Below are 22312 nucleotides of genomic sequence, written 5' to 3' on the forward strand. Positions count from 1 at the left end.
AAAATCAGGAGAATTTAGTTGCACTGTATGTCTGGCATGATACACTGCGCACAGTGAAAAATCTACGGTATCCCCGAAAAAATACCGGAGATTGCTTCCTCAAATGTATTCTTGCTCCCTGTTTCGGCTGATTGCCAGCCCCATTTCTCTAAGAACCCATGAAGACTGCTTGGACTCGCCGCTCCTTCCTCCAATCTGCTGCACTGGCGACAGCCACCGTGCTCACCATCGCAGCCTGCGGCGGCAACAATCAATCCTCTTCGGGGGGTGGCAGCCAACCTGTGGAAGTCACGCTGGTTTCCTATGCAGTGACTCAAGCTGCCTACGAGCAAATCATTCCTAAGTTCGCTGCGCAGTGGAAAGAAAAAACGGGCCAGGAAGTACGCTTCAACCAGAGCTACGGCGGCTCTGGCTCTCAAACCCGTGCTGTGATTGATGGGCTCGAGGCTGACGTTGTTGCGCTGGCTTTGGAATCTGACATCAATCAGATCGAAAAGGCAGGGCTCATCAAGTCTGGCTGGCAGCAACGAGTTCCCAACAACGGAATCATCACCAATTCCGTTGTGGCCTTGGTGACCCAAGAAGGTAATCCCAAGGGCATTAAAGACTGGTCTGATTTGATTAAGCCCGATGTGCGTATCGTGACAGCGAATCCGAAAACGTCTGGTGGTGCTCGCTGGAATTTCCTCGGTGCTTGGGGCTCAGTGACCCAAACTGGTGGAACACCAGAGAAAGCGCTGGAATTCACGACAGCTCTTTATAAAAATGTGCCGATTTTGGCCAAAGATGCACGGGAATCGACTGACGTCTTCACTAAAGGCCAAGCCGACGTTTTGCTTAACTATGAAAACGAGCTGATTCTGGCTCAACAGAAAGGCCAGCAAGTCGATTACGCAATTCCATCGGTCAATATCAATATCGAGGGCCCGGTAGCTGTCGTCGATACCTATGTCGACAAACGTGGTACCCGCGAAGTCAGTGAAGCCTTTGTGCAGTTCCTGTTCACCCCCGAAGCCCAAGCCGAGTTTGCCAAGGTTGGTTTTCGTCCTGCTGTTCCTGAGGGTGTTGACCCTAAGCTACTGGAAGCATTTCCGAAGATTCAAACCTGGTTTACCGTCGCGGATTTGGGCGGTTGGGCCAAGGTTCAACCGGAGTTCTTTGGTGACGGCGGCATCTTTGACAAAGTGCAACAGGCGGTCGCAGGTCGCTAGGGTTTCGGCCCTGCTCCGATCGCTTGGCTAGCGCCGTACTATTACTCTTCTGTTTGTTAGCGTCGCCTCATGTCCCTGCGTCTTCCCTCTCTTTCTCTGGCTTGGCTGACTCGTCTGAGTTGGTCTTGGCGGTTTACGTGGGTGTATCTCACCCTGATTTTGTTCGTGCCGGTCATTGCCTTATTCCTCAAGGCAGCTTCCCTGCCGATCGGGAGAATTTGGGAATTGGCGACGCAGCCCATTGCCCTTGCGGCCTACCAAGTGACCTTTGGTCTGTCTTTGGCTGCAGCAGCGCTGAATGGCGTGTTTGGGGTGATCATCGCTTGGGTTCTTACCCGCTATGACTTCCCGGGTAAAAAGCTCTTCGATAGCTTTATCGATCTCCCTTTTGCCCTGCCGACGGCGGTGGCAGGCCTCACCCTAGCCACGGTCTACAGCAGTGAGGGCTGGATTGGGCAGTTCTTTGAACCCTTTGGCGTTCAAATTGCCTTCACGCGCTGGGGCGTTCTCTTGGCAATGGTCTTCATCTCCTTACCCTTTGTGGTGCGGACGGTGGAGCCCTTGCTGCTGGAATTGGAAGTCGAAGCAGAAGAGGCAGCGGCATCCCTGGGCGCCAGCCCTGCCCAAACCTTCTGGCGCGTCATTCTGCCGCCGATCCTGCCCGGGGTCCTGGCTGGGGTTGCCCAAGGCTTCTCGCGCGCTGTCGGTGAGTTTGGATCGGTGGTCATTATTTCGGGCAACCTGCCGTTTGACGACTTGATTGCTCCAGTTCTCATTTTCGAACGGCTAGAACAGTACGACTACGCAGGTGCGACGGTGATTGGCTCTGTCCTGCTGCTGTTTTCACTCGTGATTTTGTTTGTGATTAATGCGCTCCAAAACTGGAGCAGCCGCTACAACGGCTAACCCAACCGTGCGGAGGGTCTCGCGATGGCAACGCTACGAGTTCGACTGCAAGTCCCAAAGAAATATCGCGATCAGCCGTTGATGGGAGATGTGCTGGCGAGTTGTCAACTGCAATTCAACATTCTCGCGGCTCATTTAGGGCCGAACCGTGAGGAAGACGGCTGGTTTGACGTGCTGCTCACGGGGACTCCCGAGGATATTACCGCTGCACTTGCGGTCCTACGCGATCGCGAGGTGGAGCTTTGGTCGGATCCCGAAGACGAATTTTAAGGCTTGCCGTTTTGCAGGAGAGATCCCATGTCTAACAAACAGACCGCAACCCTACTGCCGCCCGTGACTGCGGCGATCGCTACACCCCCGCGTTTGCTGATTGGCCGGCGGGGCATGGTGCCCACGGGGGCCGATACGATTTGGAAGATTCAGTCGGGCCTGGTGCGATCCTCGACTTGGGGCGAAGAGGGCGACATGATTAGCCTGGGGCTGTGGGGACCAGGTGATCTGATTGGTCGTCCTCTCAGCTGCTTGGATCCTTATGAATTGGAGTGCTTGACAGCCGTTGAAGTAGTGGCTGTGACAGATCCTGCGCTGGAGTCCCACGAGTCTTTAGTCCGAAGTTTGCGCTATACCGAGCAACTGCTCAGCATTACGCGCCTCCGGCGAGCCGAGGCGAAACTTGCCAATTTGCTGAGCTGGATTGGGGAGCGATTTGGTCACCCCAGCGCCAATGGCTGGGAGATTGATCTGCGGCGGATCCCACTGACCCATCAAGTAATTGCGGAGCTATCGGGGTCTACCCGCGTCACAACGACCCGTCTCTTGGGAGAATTTCGTCAGGCTGGGCGGATTAGCCGTCGCGATCGCGCCTTGATTGTGCGCTACCCCGAGGCGCTCTATCCACCGGCACGGCTCTCGGCCTAGATCGGCTTTCTGTTTCCTGTCTTCTGTTCTGGCTACACCCATGGTTGCTTTCGTCAAAGCCCGTCGCCAAATTGCCGGTGCCAAGGAGTCGAAATCGCTCCTGCCCCTGGTGTTGATTGGCTTATCTCTGTTCTACGTCGGTTTGATCATCATCATTCCGGCGGCTAATGTGGCCGTTCAAGCCTTTAGTGAAGGACTGAGTGGCTTCATCAAAAACTTGGGCGATCGCAACCTACAAGAGGCGATTCGACTCACCCTGTTGATGGGGGTGATCAGCGTTCCCCTCAACACCTTGTTTGGTCTTGCTGCTGCTTTTGCGATCGCCCGCAAGCAGTTTCCGGGCAAGTCCCTCCTGCTGAGCGTGATCGACCTGCCGTTTTCGATCTCGCCAGTGGTTGCTGGTCTGATGATTGTCTTGCTCTATGGCCGAAATGGCTGGCTAGGACCCTTCTTGGAAAGCAACAACATCAAAATTATTTTTGCTTGGCCGGGGATGGCTTTAGCCACAATCTTCGTCTCCATGCCCTTCGTTGCGCGGGAAGTGATTCCGAACCTCGAAGAGATTGGCACGGATGCAGAAGAAGCAGCGAGTACCCTCGGGGCTAATGGCTGGCAGACGTTTTGGCGGGTCACTTTGCCCAGCATCAAGTGGAGCATGCTCTATGGTGTGGTGCTAACTACGGCGCGGGCCTTGGGTGAATTTGGTGCTGTTTCTGTCGTCTCGGGGAGCATCACGGGTAAAACTCAAACTCTGCCTCTTTTTGTCGAAGAGGCGTACAAACAATACCAGACCACCCTGTCCTACACGGCAGCGTTACTGTTGGGTGGCATCTCCCTCGTAACGTTGGTTTTGAAGGCGATTTTAGAAGCACGCACAGGACGTCAGGGTCGATTGCATTAATCACAAAATTTGTGACTCTCAGCGCGAAGGGATGATTGAGATTTTTCAGTCATCCCATTTCTTTTTTGACTGAATCTTTTTACGGAAATTGTCTTCTGGATTACAAGCCTTTGGATTCACTTTTGAACTAGCTTGCAAGAAGCTTTTACCGAATCAAATACTATGAAAGTAACCCGCCGTGCCGTGCTGGCCTTGGCTGTTTTTGGCAGTCTTGTCGCCTTGCCACAACTGTCTCAATCCAAGGCGGATGCACAGTCGCGTCCTGTAGAACTCACCTTAGTTAGCTATGCTGTCGCCAAGCCAGTCTTTGAAAAGCTGATCCCCGAGTTCCAAAAGGAGTGGAAAGCAAAAACGGGTCAAACCGTGACATTTAAGGAGTCCTACGGAGCTTCGGGGGCGCAAACACGAGCTATTTTGGGTGGTTTAGAAGCTGATATTCTGGCCCAGAATATCACCAGCAATGTCACCCCGCTGGTTGATAAAGGGTTGGTACGCTCCAATTGGAATCAACGCCTGCCGAACAATGCCTCGCCAGCCACAACAGTCATGGGAATTATTGTGCGGCCGGGGAATCCTAAGAAGATTCAAACTTGGGCTGATCTTGCGAGACCGGGTGTCAGTCTTGTATCCCTCAACCCCAAAACTTCCGGGAATGCTCGCTGGGGTATCTTGGCCGGTTACGGCTCAATTTTGAAAGCACAAGGCGCGAATTCAGCCCGTACTTTCCTTTTTAACTTTGCTAAGAACATCACAACTCAAGTCAATTCTGGTCGGGAAGCCACAGATGCGTTCGTCAAGAACCGAGTTGGCGATGCACTAATCAATTTTGAGAATGAGATTATTGTCACGAATGATGCGGTTCCAAGAGATTTTCCCTACATTGTTCCTTCAGCTAATGTGCGGGTCGATTTTCCGGTAACCGTCATCGATACGGTTGTTGATAAGCGTGGAACGCGGCGCGTGGCTGAGGCATTTACACAATTTCTGTTCACGCCTAAAGCTCAAGCGATCTACGCAGAAGCAGGCTATCGTCCCTTCGATCGCCAAGTTTTCCAACGCTATAGCAAGCAATTTAAGCCAGTGAAGCAGTTGCGAACGATCGCTGATTTTGGCGGCTGGCCAACCATTGACAAAACGCTCTATGCCGATGGAGCACTGTTCGATCAGGCGCAAAGAGCTGCTCGCTAATGCCAAAGTCGAGCCGTTGGGAACGATGGGGCGGGCGCAGTTTGATTCTGGCAATCGTCCTCTACGCTTTTGGGGTTGTGGGTTTTCCGCTGCTTGCACTGCTGCGGGCTGCTTGGTTGCAACCAGCGGACGATCTCCGCACGTTGCTCACCCAAGAGCTAGCGATCGAGGCGTTCAAGCTCTCGTTAACGGCATCTGTGGGTGCAGCGATTTTCAACACCTTCTTGGGGTTGTTGCTAGCTTGGATTTTGGTGCGTTATCAATTTCCGGGTAAACGGCTGGCGGATGCCTTGATCGATCTCCCCTTTGCGATGTCGGGGGTGGTGGCTGGGATTGCCCTGTTTAGCCTCTATGGTCCCAATGGCACCATTGCCCAGATTTGGGCACCGGAGACCCCGTTGGGACGCCTACTCGCCCAGGTGGGGATCGAGGACTTTAATTTCACCGCCTCCCAACTGGGTGTCATCTTTGCCATGGTCTACGTGACACTGCCCTTTGTGGTGCGGACGGTGCAGCCCGTGCTGGCTGAATTGGAGCCGGAGCTGGAGGAAGTGGCAGCTACGCTTGGGGCAACGCCGAGCCAGACGTTTTGGCGCGTGTTGTTTCCACAACTGATTCCTGCCTTAGTCACGGGCTTTAGCTTGGCGCTGGCGCGGGGTCTGGGGGAATACGGCTTGGTCACCATCATCTCCGGCAATATCCCTTACAAGACCTTGGTGGCGACCGTCTACGTCTATCAACGGTTTGAAGAGTTTGATATCAGCGGGGCAACGGCTGTTTCCCTCGTGCTGTTGGTGGTCTCCCTGCTGCTGCTCGCGATTACGAACAGCTTGGGCCTCTGGTTCCGTCTCTCCCACAAATATTGATGGCTCCTTCTGTCTTTGTGCGATCGCCCGCCGTTACTGCATCGGCTTGGAAAGCCTATCTCTTGATCGGCACAGGGCTCACTTTTCTGGCCTTGATTATTCTGTTTCCACTGCTGGTCATCTTCTGGGGAGCCTTTGGCGAAGGACTCGGTGCCTACTGGCAAGGGATCAACCAACCCGAAGCCCTACATGCTATCCGTCTGACGTTGCTGATTACCGCGATCGCGATTCCTCTGAACACCGTCTTCGGTGTGGCGATCGCTTGGGTCTTGGCGCGGAAATCCTTTCCGGGGCAGGCGATCGTTCTGGCCTTGCTCGATCTGCCACTGTCGATTTCACCAGTCGTCGCAGGCTTCATGCTGATCCTGCTCTACAGTCCTCAGATTGGCTGGCTGGCAGATTGGGTCAATCGCTGGGGGATCAAAATTGTCTTCGCCACACCGGGGTTAGTCCTAACGGTGATGTTTGTGACGATCCCCTTTGTGGCGCGCGAGATTTTTCCGGTTCTGCAAACGGCCAGCCGAGAGGATGAAGAAGCAGCTCAAAGTCTGGGGGCCACGACTTGGCAAACCTTCTGGCGGGTGACGCTCCCTGCAATTCGTCCTGCGCTGCTCTATGGGATTGTGCTGAGTACCGCGCGGGCCATTGGGGAGTTTGGTGCCGTCTCCGTGGTCTCTGGCAAGATCATTGGCTCCACCAACACACTGACCCTCCATGTCGAGCGGGTCTACTTGGAATATCAAGCCACAGCTGCATTTGCCTGCGCTTCGCTCCTGGCGATCGTGGCGATTTTGACCTTGGCGCTCCAGAACTGGATTCAGAAGCAAGCGTAAAGGTGCGATCGCGGGTTGTCACTACTAGTCGTCCGATGACCCTCGTGAGCTGTAAGGAGGCAGGCGGAACGACAGGCTAGCACCAAGATTCCAGGGAGGCTGAAGTAAGCGTTCGGAAGCAGCCTGCGGAATGCAGCGGTCTGATCCTCAGCCTCTGTTTCAATTGCCTCAGTGGTTGTGTTGATGGTTCTGCGGTGCCGGACAGGTTGTTTGCGTTTGACTTTTGGGGCAACTGGAAGCGGATTCTGCAAAGGCAGGGGCTACTGCTCCTAGGGCAATGGCGATCGCTAAACCAGCGTTGAGTACGTTCAATCGGATCATGATTGCTATCTCCTCAGTGGATTTAAAAGAAGAGTGAGTCGACTAAAACCGCTTTAGAGCAGCCCCCGTAGGCGGCGGATTTCATCGCTTTGGGTACGAATGATGTCCCACGAAATCGATCGCACAAACGAATCGCCAGATTTGGCCAGTGCATCTTCTGCCATCGCGATCGCCATCTCGTGGTGCAGAATCATCGCTGCTGCAAAGGCTTTGCCGCGATCGCCCATCATGTCCATCGTGCCGCTCATCCGCATTGCTACTTTATCGGCTTCGGTCATCGGTTTCAGCTGATTGAGCACAGTAGGCTGACCCGGGGTGTAGCGCACGGGAGTGATCGGAGCATCGGGGAAACGGAGTCGCCGTTGCCTCAGCATGTTGGCGATTTCCCAAGACTGTGCCGAGATAATTTCGCTGGCGAGAGCACCTGCTCCGGGATGACCTTGGTTGATCGTGACCCTAGCCATCTCAATCGCGCCGTAGTGGTGCTGGATCATGGCATCGATGAAGCGCAGATCGTAGGTGGCGTCGGCAGGACCAACATCGTGCAGAGCGTGGCTGCCATGACTGCTGTGGTCGCCGCCTCCGTGCTGATGGTGATCGTGGTTGTGATCCATCCCTGGCATCGCGATCGCAGGGGAGGTGAGTCCTAACAGGAGACCAAGGCTCAGACTACTGTTGACAAGGAGTGCAGAAAGTTTCATGGCAGGTTGTCCAAATGGGCTGTACAAGGCTGAAGACGGGGCGGTCATAGAAGGAAAGGACGTCTTGGTTGCCTACAGTCTCAACCCTTGAGCTAGCTGTAGAGTCAAGTCCAATGGCCAAAAACTTGTGGGACTGTGATCGATGACTGCAGTCAGCTTGGGCTGGGCGTGACGGCAGGCCGAACCTCCAAAATGCCGCGAAACATTGCCATGCCACAGGTGAACTCGTACTGCCCCGGTTGCGCAGGGGTGAACTCGATCGCAGTGACCTGATTGATTGGCAGTTGCTGCGCAATCTGAAAGTCGGGGAAGCGCACCTCGTCGAGGCAGTGACTGGGATCGCGGCGATCGAAATTCAAACGCAGTTGCTGTCCGGCTTGCACAATTAGATGATTGGGAGTGTAGCCGCCATCAACCGTGATCGTCAGTTCTTGCCAGTTGCCCCGGCTCACGGCGGCTTGGGATTTTGTCCGATGGACCAAAAACCACCACAATTCCAGACCAATCAGGGCGAGTCCTGCACCGGTGACAGTGGTTTTCGCCCATGGCGGTTGTTCGACAGACTGAAAGGAGTGACGGGTTGCAATGACGGGCGCGGCGATCGCGATGTCAGTGGGTACGGGATCAGTCACCGCTAGGAGTGTGGATAGGAAGACAGATTGAAAGGTCATAGCTGGAAATCTCTAAAGGAAGGGCTTAGCGAATTGGAGCAGGGCGAAAACGCCGCAGTTGCAGGGCATTGGTTACAACTGAGACGGAGCTAAAGGCCATGGCGGCGCCGGCCAGCATGGGGCTGAGCAACCAACCCAGCAGCGGATAGAGGATGCCAGCGGCAATCGGAATGCCAGCCACGTTGTAGATGAAGGCGAAGAAGAGGTTCTGGCGAATGTTGGTCATCGTGGCGCGGGACAACTGAATCGCCGTGACGATGCCTTGTAGGTCGCCGGAAATCAGCGTGATGTCACTGGCCGCGATCGCAACATCCGTGCCGGTGCCGATCGCAATGCCCACATCGGCCTGAGCCAGAGCGGGTGCGTCATTGATGCCATCGCCGACCATGGCGACGACCTGACCTCGGGCTTGCAGTTGTGCCACCTGCGCAGCTTTTTGATCGGGGCGTACTTCTGCGAGGACTTGGGTGATGCCAACGGCTTGGGCGATCGCTTCTGCGGTGCGGCGGTTATCGCCTGTCAGCATCACCACTTGCAGTCCCAGTCGCTGCAGCGATCGCACCACAGCAGCGGAGCTGGGTTTAAGGGCATCAGCAATGCTGAGGATGGCTTGCAGTTGACCATCTGCAGCTACCCCGACCACAGTTTTGCCAGCCGCTTCCCAAGCTTCCCATTGGCTTTGCAGTGCTGTTGTTTCAATGGTCAGTTCATTGAACCAGCGCTGGGTGCCAATCTGCAGCCAGATACCCTCGCCCTGACCCTGAACGCCGCTGCCCGGAATGGCTTCAAAGTCTGTGACCGTGGAGAGCGCGATGCCCCGAGTTTCGCTGTAGCGGACAATGGCTTCCGCTAAGGGATGCTCAGAGTGGTTTTCGAGACTAGCTGCCCAACCGAGTAGAGCTTGCTGTTGGTCGCGATCGCCGAGAGCCAGAAAATCCGTGACGCTGGGCTGGCCTTGGGTGAGAGTGCCGGTTTTGTCGAGAACGACGGTCTGAATCTTTTGCGCCAGCTCTAGGCTTTCGGCACTTTTAATCAAAATGCCGTACTCAGCTCCTTTCCCCGTCCCGACCATGATCGAAGTCGGGGTTGCTAAACCCAGCGCGCAGGGACAGGCAATAATCAGCACCCCAACGGCGGTCAGCAGGGCAAGGGTGATGTTGCCCACACTGTTGAACCAAAGCACGAAGGTGAGGATGGCGATCGCAATCACCGCTGGGACAAACCAGCCCGTGACCTGATCGGCCAAGCGCTGAATCGGTGCTTTGGAGGCTTGGGCTTGCTGCACCAGTTGGACGATCTGCGCCAGAAAGGTTTCACGGCCAACGCGGGTGGCTCGCACCGTCAAACTGCCGGTTTTGTTGAGGGTGGCACCAACCACTTCATCACCAGCTTGTTTTTCGACGGGCAGACTTTCGCCTGTGACCATGGCTTCATCCACCGTCGATCGCCCATCGATCACCTCGCCATCAACCGGCACCTTCTCGCCGGGGCGAATGCGAACCACATCCCCGACTTGCACTTCGGTGATGGGCAGCGTGATTTCTTGGCCTTGGCGCAGGACCCGCGCGGTCTTGGGCTGCAAGCCAATCAACTGCCGAATAGCTGCAGAAGTTTGCCCTTTAGCGCGATCCTCTAGCGATCGCCCCAGTAGCAAGAGCGCGATGATGACTGCGATCGCTTCGTAGTAGACGTCCGGTGGCAATCCTTGGCTGGTCAGCCATTGGGGAACCAACGTGACTGCTAAGGAATAGAGAAAGGCAGCGCCCGTGCCAACTGCCACCAAGGTATCCATCGTAGCTGTGTGTTGCCGTAATGCTTTCCAGGCATTGATGAAGAAGCTTCGGCCTGACCAGAACATCAGGGGTAAGGTCAAGACCAACTGCAGCCAAGGATTGTGCAGCCACATTGGGAAGCCCGGAATTGAGATGCCCAACATCATGGGTAGGGAGCCAATCACCAACAGGCTGGCGATGAAGCAACTCACCCAGACTCGCTGCTCAAGTTGATGGCGATCGCGTGAACGGCGATGCTGCTCTTGGCTGTCGTCTTCTGCCTCCCAAGGGTCTTGCACGGGAAATGCTTGATAGCCAGCTGCATCCACGGCGGCTTGAATGGCCGCAATGCTGGTCTGGTCTGCGTCATAGCGAACGCTGGCTTGCTCGGCGGCAAAGTTGACGCTGCAAGCTTGAACACCCGGTACAGCTTGAAGGGCTGCTTCGACCCGACTGGCACAAGAGGCACAGCTCAGGCCGCGCAAGGCAAACAGTTGCTGATTAACCATGGTCATTCTCGGGACAGGAGCGGAGCGGGAACTGCTCCTAGTCTCAAGTCTCGAGTTAGCTGTAGAGTCAAGCCCGATCGCAAAATGTTTAAATTAGCGATCGCCCTTGCGACTCCTTACATTCGCTCTAGCACCGAAATCCCCAGCAGCGAGAGTCCCAGCTTGAGGGTGCGTGCCGTCAGATCACAGAGCAATAAGCGGCTTGTGCGCTGAGGTTCCTCAGCATTGAGAATCGGGCAGCGATCGTAGAACTGGTTGAAGGTTTGACTCAGTTCAAACAAATAGGTGCAGAGGCGATTCGGCAGGAGATCGCGGGCCACTTCATCAAGCACCTCGCCCAGTTGGAGGACTTGTTTCGCCAGCGATCGCTCGGTGGGTTCCGTTAACACTGCGGCAACAGGGTCAAGCTGTGAAAAATCAATGCCACCTTTGCGGGCAATACCTTGAATCCGCACGTAGGCATAGAGCAAGTAAGGAGCCGTATTCCCTTGCAACGCCAACATCTTGTCGAAGCTGAAGATGTAGTTGCTGTTGCGGTTCTGGCTGAGGTCAGCGTATTTGACTGCGCCAAGACCTACCGCTGTTGCCACCGCTTCAACAAATTCCGGTGTCTCCGATCGCTCTTCGGCAGCAATACGAGTCGTCAGGTCTGTCCGAGCGCGATCCACTGCTTCATCTAAAAGGTCGCGCAAGCGCACCGTATCGCCAGCGCGAGTTTTCAGCTTCTTGCCGTCCTCCCCTTGCACCAAGCCAAAGGGAACGTGCTCAATGCGAGCTTCTACGGGGAGCCAGCCAGCGCGCTGCGCCACTTGGAAAACCTGGGCAAAGTGATTTGCCTGCCCTGCATCAGTGACGTAGATGATGCGTTGGGCTTGGTCCCGTCCAAGACGATAGCGGAGTGCTGCCAAGTCAGTCGTCGCATAGTTATAGCCGCCGTCGCTTTTCTGAACGATCAACGGTAGGGGCTGGCCTTCTTTGTTTTGAAAGCCTTCCAGAAAGACGCACTGAGCGCCCTGATCCTCAACGAGTAATCCCAGTCGCCGTAGGTCTTCAACGATCGCCGGTAGATAGGGGTTGTAGAAGCTCTCGCCCCGTTCTTCTAGCTGAATATCGAGGCGATCGTAGATTTTCTGAAACTCGCGCCGCGACTGATCGCAGAGCAACTGCCAAGCCTGACGGGCTGTGGCCTCGCCTGACTGCAGATCCACCACGCGCTGACGAGCTGTTTCTTGGAAGGATGGATCTGCATCAAAGTGCGCTTTGGCCTGCTTATAAAAAGCCACCAAGTCACTGATATCCAGTGCATCTGGCTGACTGAGAGCCTGAGGATATTGCTCCTGTAAGAAGGCGATCAGCATGCCAAACTGGGTGCCCCAATCGCCGACGTGGTTGAGCCGCAGCACCTCATGGCCTTGGAACTCCAGCACCCGAGCAATGCTGTCGCCAATAATCGTCGATCGCAGGTGACCGACATGCATTTCCTTGGCGATGTTGGGGCTAGAGAAATCGACAATTACCCGTTGAGGAGGACTTACGGGTTGAATTCCCAGACGTGCATCCGTTTGGAGTTGTTGCAGTTGAGCAACAAGATAGGAGGGCTGCAAGGTGAGGTTGATGAAGCCTGGCCCAGCGATCGCGGCGGGCTCACAAAGATCGGTCAGGTTGAGATTTTTGACCAGGGTTTCAGCGATCGCCCGTGGTGGCTGCCCCAGTTGTTTCGCCAGAGACATTGCCACATTTGACTGGTAGTCACCAAACTTGGGGTTTGTGGCTGGAACCAGCAGCGGGTCGATCCCTGCCCACTCAGGACCAAAGCTCGCAGCCAATGCCGCTTGAAAGCGATCGCGAAGTTGCGCGAGAGGGGCAGTCATCACCAAAATCTTGAGCGTTCTGAGGATAATCTCCCCATCATCTCACCGTTAAGTCGTCGGTGACTCCTGGGCGATCGGGGCCGAGGATAGCGTTACCAGCCGTCCTACAGCCTTGGCATCCGGGATTTGTCAGTGCCCATCCTGAGTGAGTCTGGGCGATCCGTCTCAGGATGGTCGGCAGCTCTCGATGGAGAGCGATCGCTTTCCTCCTGTTGGGTATGACGAGCAGTTCCTATTCCAGTCCAGCCACAAAAAAGCGACCTTCAACATAGAAGGTCGCTATGAAATGCAGATTCTAAAAATTGAGACAGCTGAAGAGCAACCTAGTAGAGGTCTTCTTCGCGGTGGGTTTCGATGGTGACGTCAGAGGTCGGATAGGCGACGCAGGTCAGGACGAAGCCAGCTGCAATTTGGTCGTCATCCAAGAAGGATTGATCCGATTGGTCGACGGTACCGGAGACGACTTTACCGGCGCAGGTCGAGCAAGCGCCAGCGCGGCAGGAGTAAGGCAGGTCAATGCCTTGCTCTTCAGCGGCGTCCAAGATGTAGGTGTCGTCAGCCACGTCGATCGTCGTGTTCAAGCCTTCGGCAGCATTGACGAGCGTAACCTTGTAGGTTGCCATGAGCGTGTCCTCTATCGCTTTGGGGGTGGCAGAGCTCATCGATTGACAGCCTGCCCGTACCTTTCCCATTGATACTATGGGTTGCCCAAGGGCGAACTGTGCAGAGAGAAATGCTATCAATCGCCTCGCAAGACATAAGGGAACATTATCTCTTGCGGCAAGGGCGTTATCCCAACATTCCTAGGGTTAATCGCGGCTTAAACTCAACTCGCTCCCAAAGAGCTGTCAAAGTTAAGCATTAGCGAGATTTATCGTTCTGGCTGAAAATCAGCAACCAGACGGCACCAGTCCCCTTGGCTAGCCTGCCCACGAATCACCCAGCCATACTCCTCGAGCGTGGCGCTGACACTGTCCGCTTGGCTGGTCAGCAAACCACTGAAAATTGCCCAACTGCCAGGGCTCGCTAACTCCGAAAGCGTTGGCGTTAGGGCTTGGATGATGTGCGCCAAGATGTTGCACAAAAAGCCGTCAAACCGGACACCTTGGGCATGGAGAGGCTGGAGTTGATCAGCGCTACCAATCGCGGTCCAAAAGCGATCGCCTTCCAGATCATTTAAGGCGGCGTTGGACTGAGTCGCCCCCACAGCGAGAGGATCAGTATCCACCGCATAGACCTGTTTGGCCCCGAGCAGCAGAGCCCCGATCGCCAAAATCCCAGAGCCGCAGCCGACATCCGCAATCACTTTGTCAGCAACGGGAACCGTTTCCAGTCCCTCCAAACAAAGCTGAGTGGTGGGATGGGCTCCGGTGCCAAAGGCGGTGCCAGGATCGAGCCGCAGCAATAGGCGATCGCTCGGTTCTGGCTCCAGCCAAGCCGGCTGAATCAAGAAGCGATCGCCTAGTTCTTGGGGTTGCCAGTGGCGTTTCCAGCTCTCAGACCAATCCTCTTCATCGAGGGTCTGCCAGCTCAAACTGGGCGTGGGCAAGCCAAGATCTGCAGCATCAGCGCTGATTTCCTGCAGGAGGCGATCGCGAATCGTCTCCTCCCACAATTCCGCTGGAAAGTAGCTGTGAACCTGCAGCGTTTGGGCTTTGCTTTCACAGACAAAGCCCCGTCCGCCCGCCTCCGACAGCCGCCAGTAGAGCAGGTCTTCCAGTAGGGGATCGCAGCTGACCTCGACCTGCCACCAAGATTGACTGATCGGCACTAGAGCACCACCGTGTAGGCGTCACTGATGCCGGCTACCTTGGTGATTTCCGCCAAGATGCCCTCGGGCAGCGGATCATCCAAGCTCAGCACCATGACCGCATCGCCACGCACAATCCGGCGGCCGACTTGCATGCTGGCAATGTTGACGTTGAAGCTGCCGAGCAGTGAGCCAATTTTGCCGATGATGCCGGGCATATCACGGTGGCGCGTGAACAGCATGTAGCGGCTGGGCGGCACGTTGACCGGGAACTCATCGACGTTGGTGATCCGAATTTCGCCATCGCCGAGCAGTGCACCCATGACGCGGTGTTCGCCGTTAGAGCCCGTTGCCATCAGCTGCAGCGAACCGCCTGCATAGTCATCACGCACCGATTCGTCGCGGGTTTCGATGATGCGAATGCCCCGCTCTTTGGCCTCGATCATGGCGTTGACGTAGTTGACCCGCTCGCGCAGGGCTTGGGTCAGCAACCCTTTGAGTGCTGCAATCACGATCGGCTGGCTCTGTTGTGCTGCCAGTTCCCCTTGCAGGCGTACCGTCAGTTGTTCCAAGCGACCGCCTGCCACTTGGCTGAGCAGATTGCCGAGGGTTTCTGCAAGCTGCAGGTAAGGGCGCAGTTTCTCGAGAACATCGGGATAGAGGCCGGGGATGTTGACCGCTGATCGCGCCGGCAGACCCAGCAACACATCACGGATTTGCTCCGCCACATCAACAGCAACATTGACTTGCGCTTCTGTGGTTGAAGCCCCAAGGTGCGGCGTCAGGATCAAGTCTTTGCCCAAGGCGCGCAATGGTGAATCGGCTTGCAGCGGTTCCTGTTCGAACACGTCGAGGGCGGCCCCACCAATTTTTCCAGCAGCGATCGCATCCGCTAGCGCTTGCTCATCGATCACACCGCCCCGAGCACAGTTGATGATCCGAGTCGTCGGCTTCATCTTCGCCAAGGTCTCGGCGTTGATCAGGTTGGCGGTTTCCGGCGTTTTAGGGATGTGGAGGGTGATGTAGTCCGCTTCTTGGAAGAGGATGTCCAGCTCCACCAGCCGAGCGCCGATCTGCTCTGCCCGTTCCGCCGAAATGAAGGGGTCATAGGCCAGTAGTTTCATGCCCATGGCCTTGGCAACGGTGGCAACGTGGGAACCGATTTTGCCCAGACCAACGACGCCGAGGGTTTTCTTATAGACTTCGGTGCCGACGAAGCTCTTGCGATCCCAGACGCCCGATTTGGTTGAAGCGTTGGCGTCGGGAATATGTCGCGACAGCGACAGCATCATCGCCAGGGTGTGTTCTGCTGCTGCGATCGTGTTGCCTTCCGGCGAGTTCACGACCACAATGCCGCGGCGAGTGGCAGCTGGCACATCGACGTTATCGACGCCAACCCCAGCTCGACCGATAATCCGCAGCTTTTGCCCCGCCTCGATCACTTCTGCGGTGACGCGGGTGCCCGATCGCAGCATCAGCGCGTCGTAGTCGCCAATAATCTGCGCCAGTTCGGACGGCGACAATCCCGTCTTGACGTCTACTTGAGCGACTTGCGAGAGAATGTCGAGACCGACCTGATCGATTGGATCAGAGACCAGAACCTTGGGCATGGCGAGACAACGAGCGACAGGGACGGGCGATCGCAGATCAGCCCAATCATTCATTCTATGAGTAGGTGGCCTTGCCGATGCCCCTGCTGTTGAAGAGTCCGCTGCTCCCTTGCTACTGAAACCTATGACTTATCTCATTGCTGTCCTGCGCGATCGCTCTACCGTGGAAGCCGCCTGCGCTGCTTTGGCAGAAACCGGCTGGTCCAGTGACTTCTGGAGCGTGGTTGGCGAAGGCTGGGAGAGTAGCGATCGCTTTGGTCTGCTCAACCCCAAAGAGCGATCGCGGCAACGGGTGCGTTGGATGGCAACGTGGCTCGTGCCCTTTGGCTTTGCGGGCGGCTTGGTCTTTAGCAAGATCACGGGTTTGGAAACCTTTGCTTGGGCAGGTCCGGTCGGCAATGACTTGGTGGGTGGCGTCTTGGGTGCCCTATCGGGCTTGATGGGTAGCGCCTTTATCGGCGGTGGCTTCGGCGTGGGTAACTTGTCGGGCTTTGACCCGCTACCGTTCCGCAACCGACTAGAAGAAGGCAAATTTGTGCTGATTTTGCGGGGCAATGATGCCGTGACCACCCAAGCGTGGCGCCTATTGCGATCGGTCGATCCGGAGTCCTTACAAACCGTCGAGGAGAGTCTGTAGATGTTGCCGCGTCAAGAGTTGCTCGCTGGGGCTGACAATCGCGATTGTTTAGCGCGGTTGATTGACCTAGCTGAACAATCGATTCGAACTTGGGAACCGGCGATCAGTGATTTTCTCTCACCGCCCGAGTTGGCTGAAGCGCAAGAACGACTGGGACGACTGACGGAATTACAGCTATTGCCTTGGGGCGGCTATCCGCAGGCGGAACGGCAGCGCTTGGCGATCGCTCGTAGCGAAATGCCCTTGGAAGTTGAGCAAATTGCGATCGCGGCTGTAGAAATCGCTGGCAACTTCCTGTTCGACCCGGCTAGCCATCGTGACTTTTTGGGGTCTTTGCTCGGCACAGGTCTTGTCCGCGAAAAAGTGGGCGACATCCTCGTCTTGGGCGATCGCGGTGCCCAAGCCTTAGTCATGCCAGAACTGGTTGAATTTCTGGGCCTGCACCTGACTCAAGTTCGCAGCGTGCCGGTCAAGGTGCGTGAAATTCCGCTGGCAGAGCTGCGAGTACCGGCCCCGCGTGTCAAGCAGCTGACAACGGTGGAAGCCTCCCTGCGGCTAGATGCGATCGCCTCTGCAGGCTTTGGCCTCTCACGCAGCAAAATGGTCGACTTGATTAGTGGCGGCGATGTGCGCGTCAACTGGAAGTCTGTGACTCAGCCCAGTACACAACTGAAAAGTGGCGATTTAGTGACGGTGCGCGGCAAGGGGCGCCTCAGTGTTGGCGAGATTCAAGTCACCAAGAAAGAACGCTATCGCCTTGAACTAACGCGCTACGTTTAGAACTCGATCAATCAGCACTGCTACTGGATGATTCGTAGTAATTGCAGATTGAACAGTCGTTGCTCCACCTCCTGCCACCCAACAAGTCCCTGTGACAGGTGAGGCTTGACTACTGGTTAAAAGCTTGTAGGTCTTATCAAAACCAATTAATTATTTGACTGCGGGTAAAAACCTCGCTGCTAACGTGACCGTTATTTCACATTTAATACGATTTCTCTACAAGCACTGCACCTCAATCAAGCTTGGTGAATACTAAGGCTCAAGCTTGAAGTTAATGATTCATCGCCAAGATATGTCTTGCCGACCTCATCTTGGCTCACTGTCTTCATCGGTTGAATATTGATAAGCCCTTGAGAAGGAGTGATTGAATGCCTGGCAAGGATAAAGAAGATAGCTTAGCAGTAGCTCAGTTTCATGTACGGGCCGAACGAATTGCTGCAGGGAAGACAATTCGGAAAAAGCTTCCTCGTGCCGATCACGCGGACTGGAAAATCACCAATAATCGGCGTGATCCGATCGCAATCCTAGAGGAATCTAACCAAGGGCGTATGCCGGAGTTGATTCCCATTCGTTATGGGCGAATGCTGCGCAGTCCTTTCACCTTTTTAAGAGGATCTGCAGCAATCATGGCTCATGATTTGGCAACAACTCCCAATACTGGCATTCATGTACAAGCCTGTGGTGATTGTCACCTGTTAAATTTTGGCTTCTTCGCAACACCAGAGCGAAACCTTGTTTTTGATATCAATGATTTTGACGAGACCCATCCAGCGCCTTGGGAATGGGACATTAAGCGTCTTGTTGCGAGCTTCATTCTCGCCGGGAGAGACAATCAAATTACAGACAAGGACTCGCAATCAATTGCTGCTGCTTGTGTCCGCTCCTATCGAGAACATCTGCGGGCTTATTCGCGCATGAGCCCCTTAGAGGTTTGGTATAAGCGCATCGATGTTAAAGAACTGATTGCAATGTCTCCAAATGAGAAAATCAAAAAATATCGAGAGAATTTAGCCGAACGAGCTCGCAAGCGGGTGATTGAGTATTTGTTCCCCAAAATTGTCACCATTAAAAATGGGAAGCATCAATTTGTCGATCAGCCCCCGATTCTCTTTCATGTCCCTGATGAGGATATTCAACAACGCGTGATGAGTGGTCTTGAGACCTATCGTCAAACCCTGTCTGAAGAGCGCCGTGTGCTTTTTGATCGCTATCAATTAGAAGACTACGCAATGAAAGTTGTGGGGATCGGCAGTGTTGGAACTCACTGTAGTATTGCTCTCTTATTTTCTGAAGAGAATCATCCATTGATTTTGCAAGTGAAAGAAGCACGTCGATCCGTCCTAGAGCCTTATACGCAGCCCTGTCGCTATGAGAATCAAGGACAGAGAGTGGTTGTTGGCCAGCGGTTAATGCAGTCTTCGAGTGACATCTTTTTAGGCTGGGCGCGATCGGAACGGGGCCGCGACTACTATGTTCGCCAACTACGGGATATGAAGCTCTCCTTACCAATCACGGGGATTGCCGCGGATCAACTCTATCGATATGCCGAGTTCTGCGGTTGGAGTCTGGCTCGTTCCCACGCAAAGGCTGGTGATGCAGCAACGATCAGTGGCTATCTCGGTAAGGGAGACTCCTTTGATCAGGCGCTGGCAAAGTTTGCCTTAGCTTACGCAGATCAGACGGAGAAAGACTACGACGCTTTGGTACAGGCTGTCACAAGCGGCAGGATTGAGGCGATCGTCGAAGAGGACCTTTGAACGCTCTCTTGCCGATCCTCACGATAGACAGAGTTCTCAAAACTCTTGAGCGTTTCCTGTCTTATTGGATCTCGGATCTGGCTGACCTGTAGTGATTTTTAGACCTCTGTTGAAACCTCTTCCTCAGAGCGATCGCCACACCAAAGCTTGACGAGGAGCGTGCCAAACAAATACAACGCCGTCACCGCACCGGCCAGCAAACTCTGTGTCAGAGGATCTGTCGAGGGGGTGAGCACGGCACCCAAGACTACGGCCGCTAGCAGGACATAGCGCCAGCCTGCCAACATCTGCTGGGCATCAATAATCCCGAGCGCTCCCAAAATGAGCTGCACCACGGGCACTTGAAAGGCCAGTCCCGTACTGAACAGCAGCAGCAACACAAACTCGAAGTAGCGTTCGATTGACCAGATCTGCTCAACCACATCAGCGCCATAGCTGGCAAAGAAGTTGAGCGCTGCCGGAATGAGCAGCCAGTAGGCAAAGCCCAGCCCCGCCCAAAACAGTACCGAGGACCCCAAGATCACAGGAGTCACAATGCGTCGTTCGCGTCGCGTCAGCCCCGGTAAAACAAAGCGAATGACGTGATAGAGAATAATCGGGCTGGCCAGCAGCAGGCCGCTATAGCCCGCTACCTTGAGCGAGACAAAGAAGAATTCACCCGGCGACAGTTGCAGGAAGCGAATCCCTTGGGCAGGGCGCTCCAAAAAAGCGACGAGAGGACGTACGCCCGCAAAGCAAGCGATCGCGCTGACAACCACTGCAGCCAGGCTATAGAACAGACGCTGCCGCAGTTCTTCTAGGTGATCGAACAGCGACATTTCCACATCGTCTTCGGGCAGCGAGTCTGAATCTGGCTCGAGTCCCGGCTCAGGGGTCGGTGGCTCTGAGGGACGATAGAGAGTCGGCGCTGCCGAAGCTTCCAGGTCGGATGGGGGTGGCGTCATGGTTCACCAGCGCAGCAGTCTTATCCATTGTGAAGTACCTCGCCACAATGCGAGAGACCTGCTTGTAAGGGGGCGATCGCGGCTTAAAAACCCAAATGCGTCAGTAGGGCGAACAGAACGGCATGGTTACTGGGACAGCGATCGCTCCCAGCCAAGATTTGCTCAGCCGATTGAATGAAGGGAGCCGGACGCAGATCCGCTGCTGCCGCTTGGGTGATGGTCGCGAGTGCGTCGGGGGTCATTTCCAGATGACACTGCAGCCCCAGAATGCGATCGCCCCAGAGGAAGCCCTGTTGAGGACAGACGGCACTTTGCGCCAGGGGGATAGCGGCTGGTGGCAATGAAAATTGATCGCCATGCCAATGAAACGCCATCAATTCTGGAGGGATGCCGGCGATCGCTTGGGCTTGAGCACTGAACTGAATCGGAAACCAGCCGATTTCTGGTTCGGGGCCGGGGGCAACGGTCGCTCCCAAGGCTTGAGCCAAGAGTTGGGCCCCCAAGCAAATGCCGACCAGCGTTTTATTCGCTGCGATCGCAGTTTTTAACCACTGCTTTTCGGTCAGCAGCCAGGGATACGCCTCGATCTGATCGACATTCATCGGCCCGCCCATCAAAATGGCCGCGTCGCGATCGCGCCAGTCGGGCAGTGGATCACCAGCAGTCAGCAGGGTTGTCGAGAGCATATGACCGCGCTCGATTAGCCAAGGAGCGATCGCAGCTGCTCCCTCAAAGTCAATGTGTTGAACAATTTCAATCCGCATGGGAGGCATTAGGAGCGTCGTCAGCAGTCGCTGCATCAGTGGGGCGATCGACATCCTCGGATGAGGGCAAGCTGGGCTCAGCCCCCAGACGGGTCAACCGTTCCAACAAGGCACGGCGATGATTAATATTCGCCTCATGAATCTGGGCGATCGTCATCTCCGGTAGGTAATCGAGAATATGTTCGGCCAGATGCTCACGCACCGTCATCACCCGCAGTGCCAATTCGCGATCGTGGTCTAGCAAAGCAGTGAGGTAGGCTTCACCATCTTGAAACGAGAACTCAGCCGAAAAGACCTGCAGCCGATACGCACCGGCTGGATTCGTTTCGGCCAGTTGATCGCGGATAACGCACACGGCCTGATAGGTCAGATAGTTGACCAACATCCGGGCCGTATCGCGGCTGATGCGGGGCATCTCCATCGGCTTCGCCCTCTGCGTTGACGCCATCCTAAAGGCTGCACCCTCAAATTGCAGCAACGCCGCTGCCCACGGAGTCGAGCGATCGCAGTGAACGACAGGATGGGTTAGCTCAACCTCTGCCGGATAGAAGGGTGAGTAGCCAGTGGCGAAAAAGTTTAGTTAGCTGTTTTGCCAGCGGGCCTGCCAGTATTGGCGTTGCATGCGACTGATCCAGTCAGCAGAAATTTCCTTGGGGCAAACCGCCTGACATTCCAAGAGGCTGCTACAGCTCCCAAACCCTTCGGCTTCCATCTGCATCACTAGGCGCAGCACTCGTTGCGATTGTTCGGGTTGACCTTGGGGCAGGAGAGAGAGATGCGCCAGTTTCGCTGCGGTAAACAAACTGGCTGAAGCATTTTTGCAGGCTGCGACACAAGCACCACAACCAATACAAACCGCGGCATCAAAGGCCTGTGCAGCCTCTGCCTGACTGATCAGAATTGCATTGGCTTCAGGAGCATTCCCAGTGTTTACCGAGCAGTAGCCACCGGCTTGAATAATGCGATCGAGGGCACTGCGATCGACGACTAAGTCTTTAACGAGGGGAAAGGCTTGGGCTCGCCAAGGTTCCAGCGTCAGACAGTCTCCCGATCGAAAATGACGCAGATAGAGTTGGCAGACACTCGTTCCAGCCAGAGGGCCGTGGGCTTGACCGTTGACTAAAAAACCACAGGAGCCACAGATGCCTTCCCGACAGTCATGGTCGAAGGCGATCGGCTCTTCTCCTTGAATAATCAGCTGCTCATTCAGGGCATCCAAGGCTTCCAGCAACGACAGATCTGCCGAGACTTGCTGGAGTGTATAGGTCTGGAACTGGCCGGGAGCTTCAGCGGAGGCTTGCCGCCAAATTTTAAAGTTCAGGTCGAGAACGGCACTGGGCATGGGAGCGATCGCCGGTAATACAGTCCCGCTGAAGAAGGACGGCAGGGAGTCTGAGTCGTT

The 22312-nt window shown here is 55.3% G+C and carries 23 protein-coding genes; 11 read left to right on the top strand and 12 right to left on the bottom strand.

Annotated elements, in window-relative coordinates; translation table 11 throughout:
* The first annotated feature begins 158 nt into the window (after positions 1–158).
* The 8 genes from DOP62_RS00980 (at position 159) to cysW (DOP62_RS01015) (ending at position 6823) form a co-directional block, all read left to right on the top strand.
* On the top strand, positions 159–1211 hold the full coding sequence (locus tag DOP62_RS00980; RefSeq protein WP_208673831.1) for a sulfate ABC transporter substrate-binding protein: 1053 nt from the start codon (positions 159–161) through the stop codon (positions 1209–1211).
* 69 nt (positions 1212–1280) lie between these two features.
* A complete protein-coding gene (gene cysT, locus DOP62_RS00985; protein WP_208673837.1) occupies positions 1281–2117 on the top strand; it encodes a sulfate ABC transporter permease subunit CysT in 837 nt (278 codons plus the stop codon).
* Positions 2118–2141: 24 nt separating this feature from the next.
* Positions 2142–2387 (top strand): NIL domain-containing protein, encoded by a 246-nt coding sequence (locus DOP62_RS00990; protein ID WP_208673840.1) that lies wholly within the window; start codon positions 2142–2144, stop codon positions 2385–2387.
* Positions 2388–2414: 27 nt separating this feature from the next.
* Positions 2415–3035 (top strand): Crp/Fnr family transcriptional regulator, encoded by a 621-nt coding sequence (locus DOP62_RS00995; RefSeq protein ID WP_208673842.1) that lies wholly within the window; start codon positions 2415–2417, stop codon positions 3033–3035.
* Positions 3036–3075: 40 nt separating this feature from the next.
* Positions 3076–3936 carry a sulfate ABC transporter permease subunit CysW gene (cysW, locus tag DOP62_RS01000; protein ID WP_208673844.1) on the top strand — a complete coding sequence of 287 codons (861 nt, stop codon included), beginning with the start codon at positions 3076–3078 and terminating at the stop codon, positions 3934–3936.
* A gap of 132 nt (positions 3937–4068) precedes the next feature.
* Complete coding sequence (locus DOP62_RS01005) at positions 4069–5124, top strand: sulfate ABC transporter substrate-binding protein (RefSeq protein WP_261789838.1); 1056 nt, start codon at positions 4069–4071, stop codon at positions 5122–5124.
* Positions 5124–5990 (top strand): sulfate ABC transporter permease subunit CysT, encoded by an 867-nt coding sequence (gene cysT / locus DOP62_RS01010; RefSeq protein ID WP_208673846.1) that lies wholly within the window; start codon positions 5124–5126, stop codon positions 5988–5990. The genes DOP62_RS01005 and cysT (DOP62_RS01010) overlap by 1 nt, the downstream gene beginning before the upstream one ends.
* Complete coding sequence (gene cysW, locus DOP62_RS01015) at positions 5990–6823, top strand: sulfate ABC transporter permease subunit CysW (RefSeq protein WP_208673848.1); 834 nt, start codon at positions 5990–5992, stop codon at positions 6821–6823. The genes cysT (DOP62_RS01010) and cysW (DOP62_RS01015) overlap by 1 nt, the downstream gene beginning before the upstream one ends.
* 168 nt (positions 6824–6991) lie before the next feature.
* Here cysW (DOP62_RS01015) and DOP62_RS01020 read toward each other — a convergent pair whose 3' ends face one another.
* The 8 genes from DOP62_RS01020 to serA form a co-directional block, all read right to left on the bottom strand.
* The gene (locus DOP62_RS01020; RefSeq protein ID WP_208673851.1) at positions 6992–7144 is read right to left on the bottom strand and encodes a hypothetical protein; all 153 of its coding nucleotides are present in this window, start codon (positions 7142–7144) and stop codon (positions 6992–6994) included.
* 53 nt (positions 7145–7197) lie between these two features.
* Positions 7198–7845, bottom strand: coding sequence for a DUF305 domain-containing protein (locus DOP62_RS01025; RefSeq protein WP_208673852.1), 648 nt, complete (start codon positions 7843–7845; stop codon positions 7198–7200).
* Positions 7846–7997: 152 nt separating this feature from the next.
* Entirely contained in the window at positions 7998–8516 is a 519-nt protein-coding gene (locus DOP62_RS01030; protein ID WP_208673853.1) for a cupredoxin domain-containing protein, read from the bottom strand.
* A 25-nt stretch (positions 8517–8541) separates the two neighbouring features.
* Complete coding sequence (locus tag DOP62_RS01035; RefSeq protein ID WP_208677071.1) at positions 8542–10797, bottom strand: heavy metal translocating P-type ATPase; 2256 nt, start codon at positions 10795–10797, stop codon at positions 8542–8544.
* Between the two features lie 116 nt (positions 10798–10913).
* On the bottom strand, positions 10914–12668 hold the full coding sequence (gene argS / locus DOP62_RS01040; protein WP_208673854.1) for an arginine--tRNA ligase: 1755 nt from the start codon (positions 12666–12668) through the stop codon (positions 10914–10916).
* Between the two features lie 323 nt (positions 12669–12991).
* The gene (gene petF1 / locus DOP62_RS01045; RefSeq protein WP_208673857.1) at positions 12992–13291 is read right to left on the bottom strand and encodes a ferredoxin; all 300 of its coding nucleotides are present in this window, start codon (positions 13289–13291) and stop codon (positions 12992–12994) included.
* 248 nt (positions 13292–13539) lie between these two features.
* Positions 13540–14439, bottom strand: coding sequence for a 50S ribosomal protein L11 methyltransferase (gene prmA / locus DOP62_RS01050; RefSeq protein ID WP_208673860.1), 900 nt, complete (start codon positions 14437–14439; stop codon positions 13540–13542).
* Positions 14439–16082, bottom strand: coding sequence for a phosphoglycerate dehydrogenase (gene serA / locus DOP62_RS01055; protein WP_425330085.1), 1644 nt, complete (start codon positions 16080–16082; stop codon positions 14439–14441). Before serA ends, prmA begins: the two co-directional genes overlap by 1 nt.
* Positions 16083–16152: 70 nt before the next feature.
* Between serA and DOP62_RS01060 the strand changes: the two genes are divergently transcribed.
* From DOP62_RS01060 to DOP62_RS01070, 3 genes are all read left to right on the top strand, one after another.
* Complete coding sequence (locus DOP62_RS01060) at positions 16153–16665, top strand: hypothetical protein (protein WP_338430490.1); 513 nt, start codon at positions 16153–16155, stop codon at positions 16663–16665.
* On the top strand, positions 16666–17445 hold the full coding sequence (locus DOP62_RS01065; protein WP_208673861.1) for a photosystem II S4 domain protein: 780 nt from the start codon (positions 16666–16668) through the stop codon (positions 17443–17445). It abuts the gene before it with no gap.
* 368 nt (positions 17446–17813) lie between these two features.
* On the top strand, positions 17814–19202 hold the full coding sequence (locus DOP62_RS01070) for a DUF2252 domain-containing protein (RefSeq protein WP_208673862.1): 1389 nt from the start codon (positions 17814–17816) through the stop codon (positions 19200–19202).
* Between the two features lie 98 nt (positions 19203–19300).
* On the opposite strand, the gene tatC is transcribed toward DOP62_RS01070, so the two are convergent.
* The 4 genes from tatC to DOP62_RS01090 all read right to left on the bottom strand — a co-directional run bounded on the left by tatC (position 19301) and on the right by DOP62_RS01090 (position 22252).
* Positions 19301–20020 carry a twin-arginine translocase subunit TatC gene (tatC, locus tag DOP62_RS01075; RefSeq protein WP_261790092.1) on the bottom strand — a complete coding sequence of 240 codons (720 nt, stop codon included), beginning with the start codon at positions 20018–20020 and terminating at the stop codon, positions 19301–19303.
* 209 nt (positions 20021–20229) lie between these two features.
* Positions 20230–20910 carry a type 1 glutamine amidotransferase gene (locus tag DOP62_RS01080; RefSeq protein WP_208677073.1) on the bottom strand — a complete coding sequence of 227 codons (681 nt, stop codon included), beginning with the start codon at positions 20908–20910 and terminating at the stop codon, positions 20230–20232.
* The gene (locus DOP62_RS01085; protein WP_261789842.1) at positions 20900–21331 is read right to left on the bottom strand and encodes a chaperonin family protein RbcX; all 432 of its coding nucleotides are present in this window, start codon (positions 21329–21331) and stop codon (positions 20900–20902) included. Before DOP62_RS01085 ends, DOP62_RS01080 begins: the two co-directional genes overlap by 11 nt.
* Positions 21332–21490: 159 nt before the next feature.
* Entirely contained in the window at positions 21491–22252 is a 762-nt protein-coding gene (locus DOP62_RS01090; RefSeq protein WP_208673869.1) for a succinate dehydrogenase/fumarate reductase iron-sulfur subunit, read from the bottom strand.
* Positions 22253–22312 lie beyond the last annotated feature (60 nt).

The organism is Synechococcus elongatus PCC 11801 (assembly GCF_003846445.2).
GTDB lineage: Bacteria > Cyanobacteriota > Cyanobacteriia > Synechococcales > Synechococcaceae > Synechococcus > Synechococcus elongatus_A.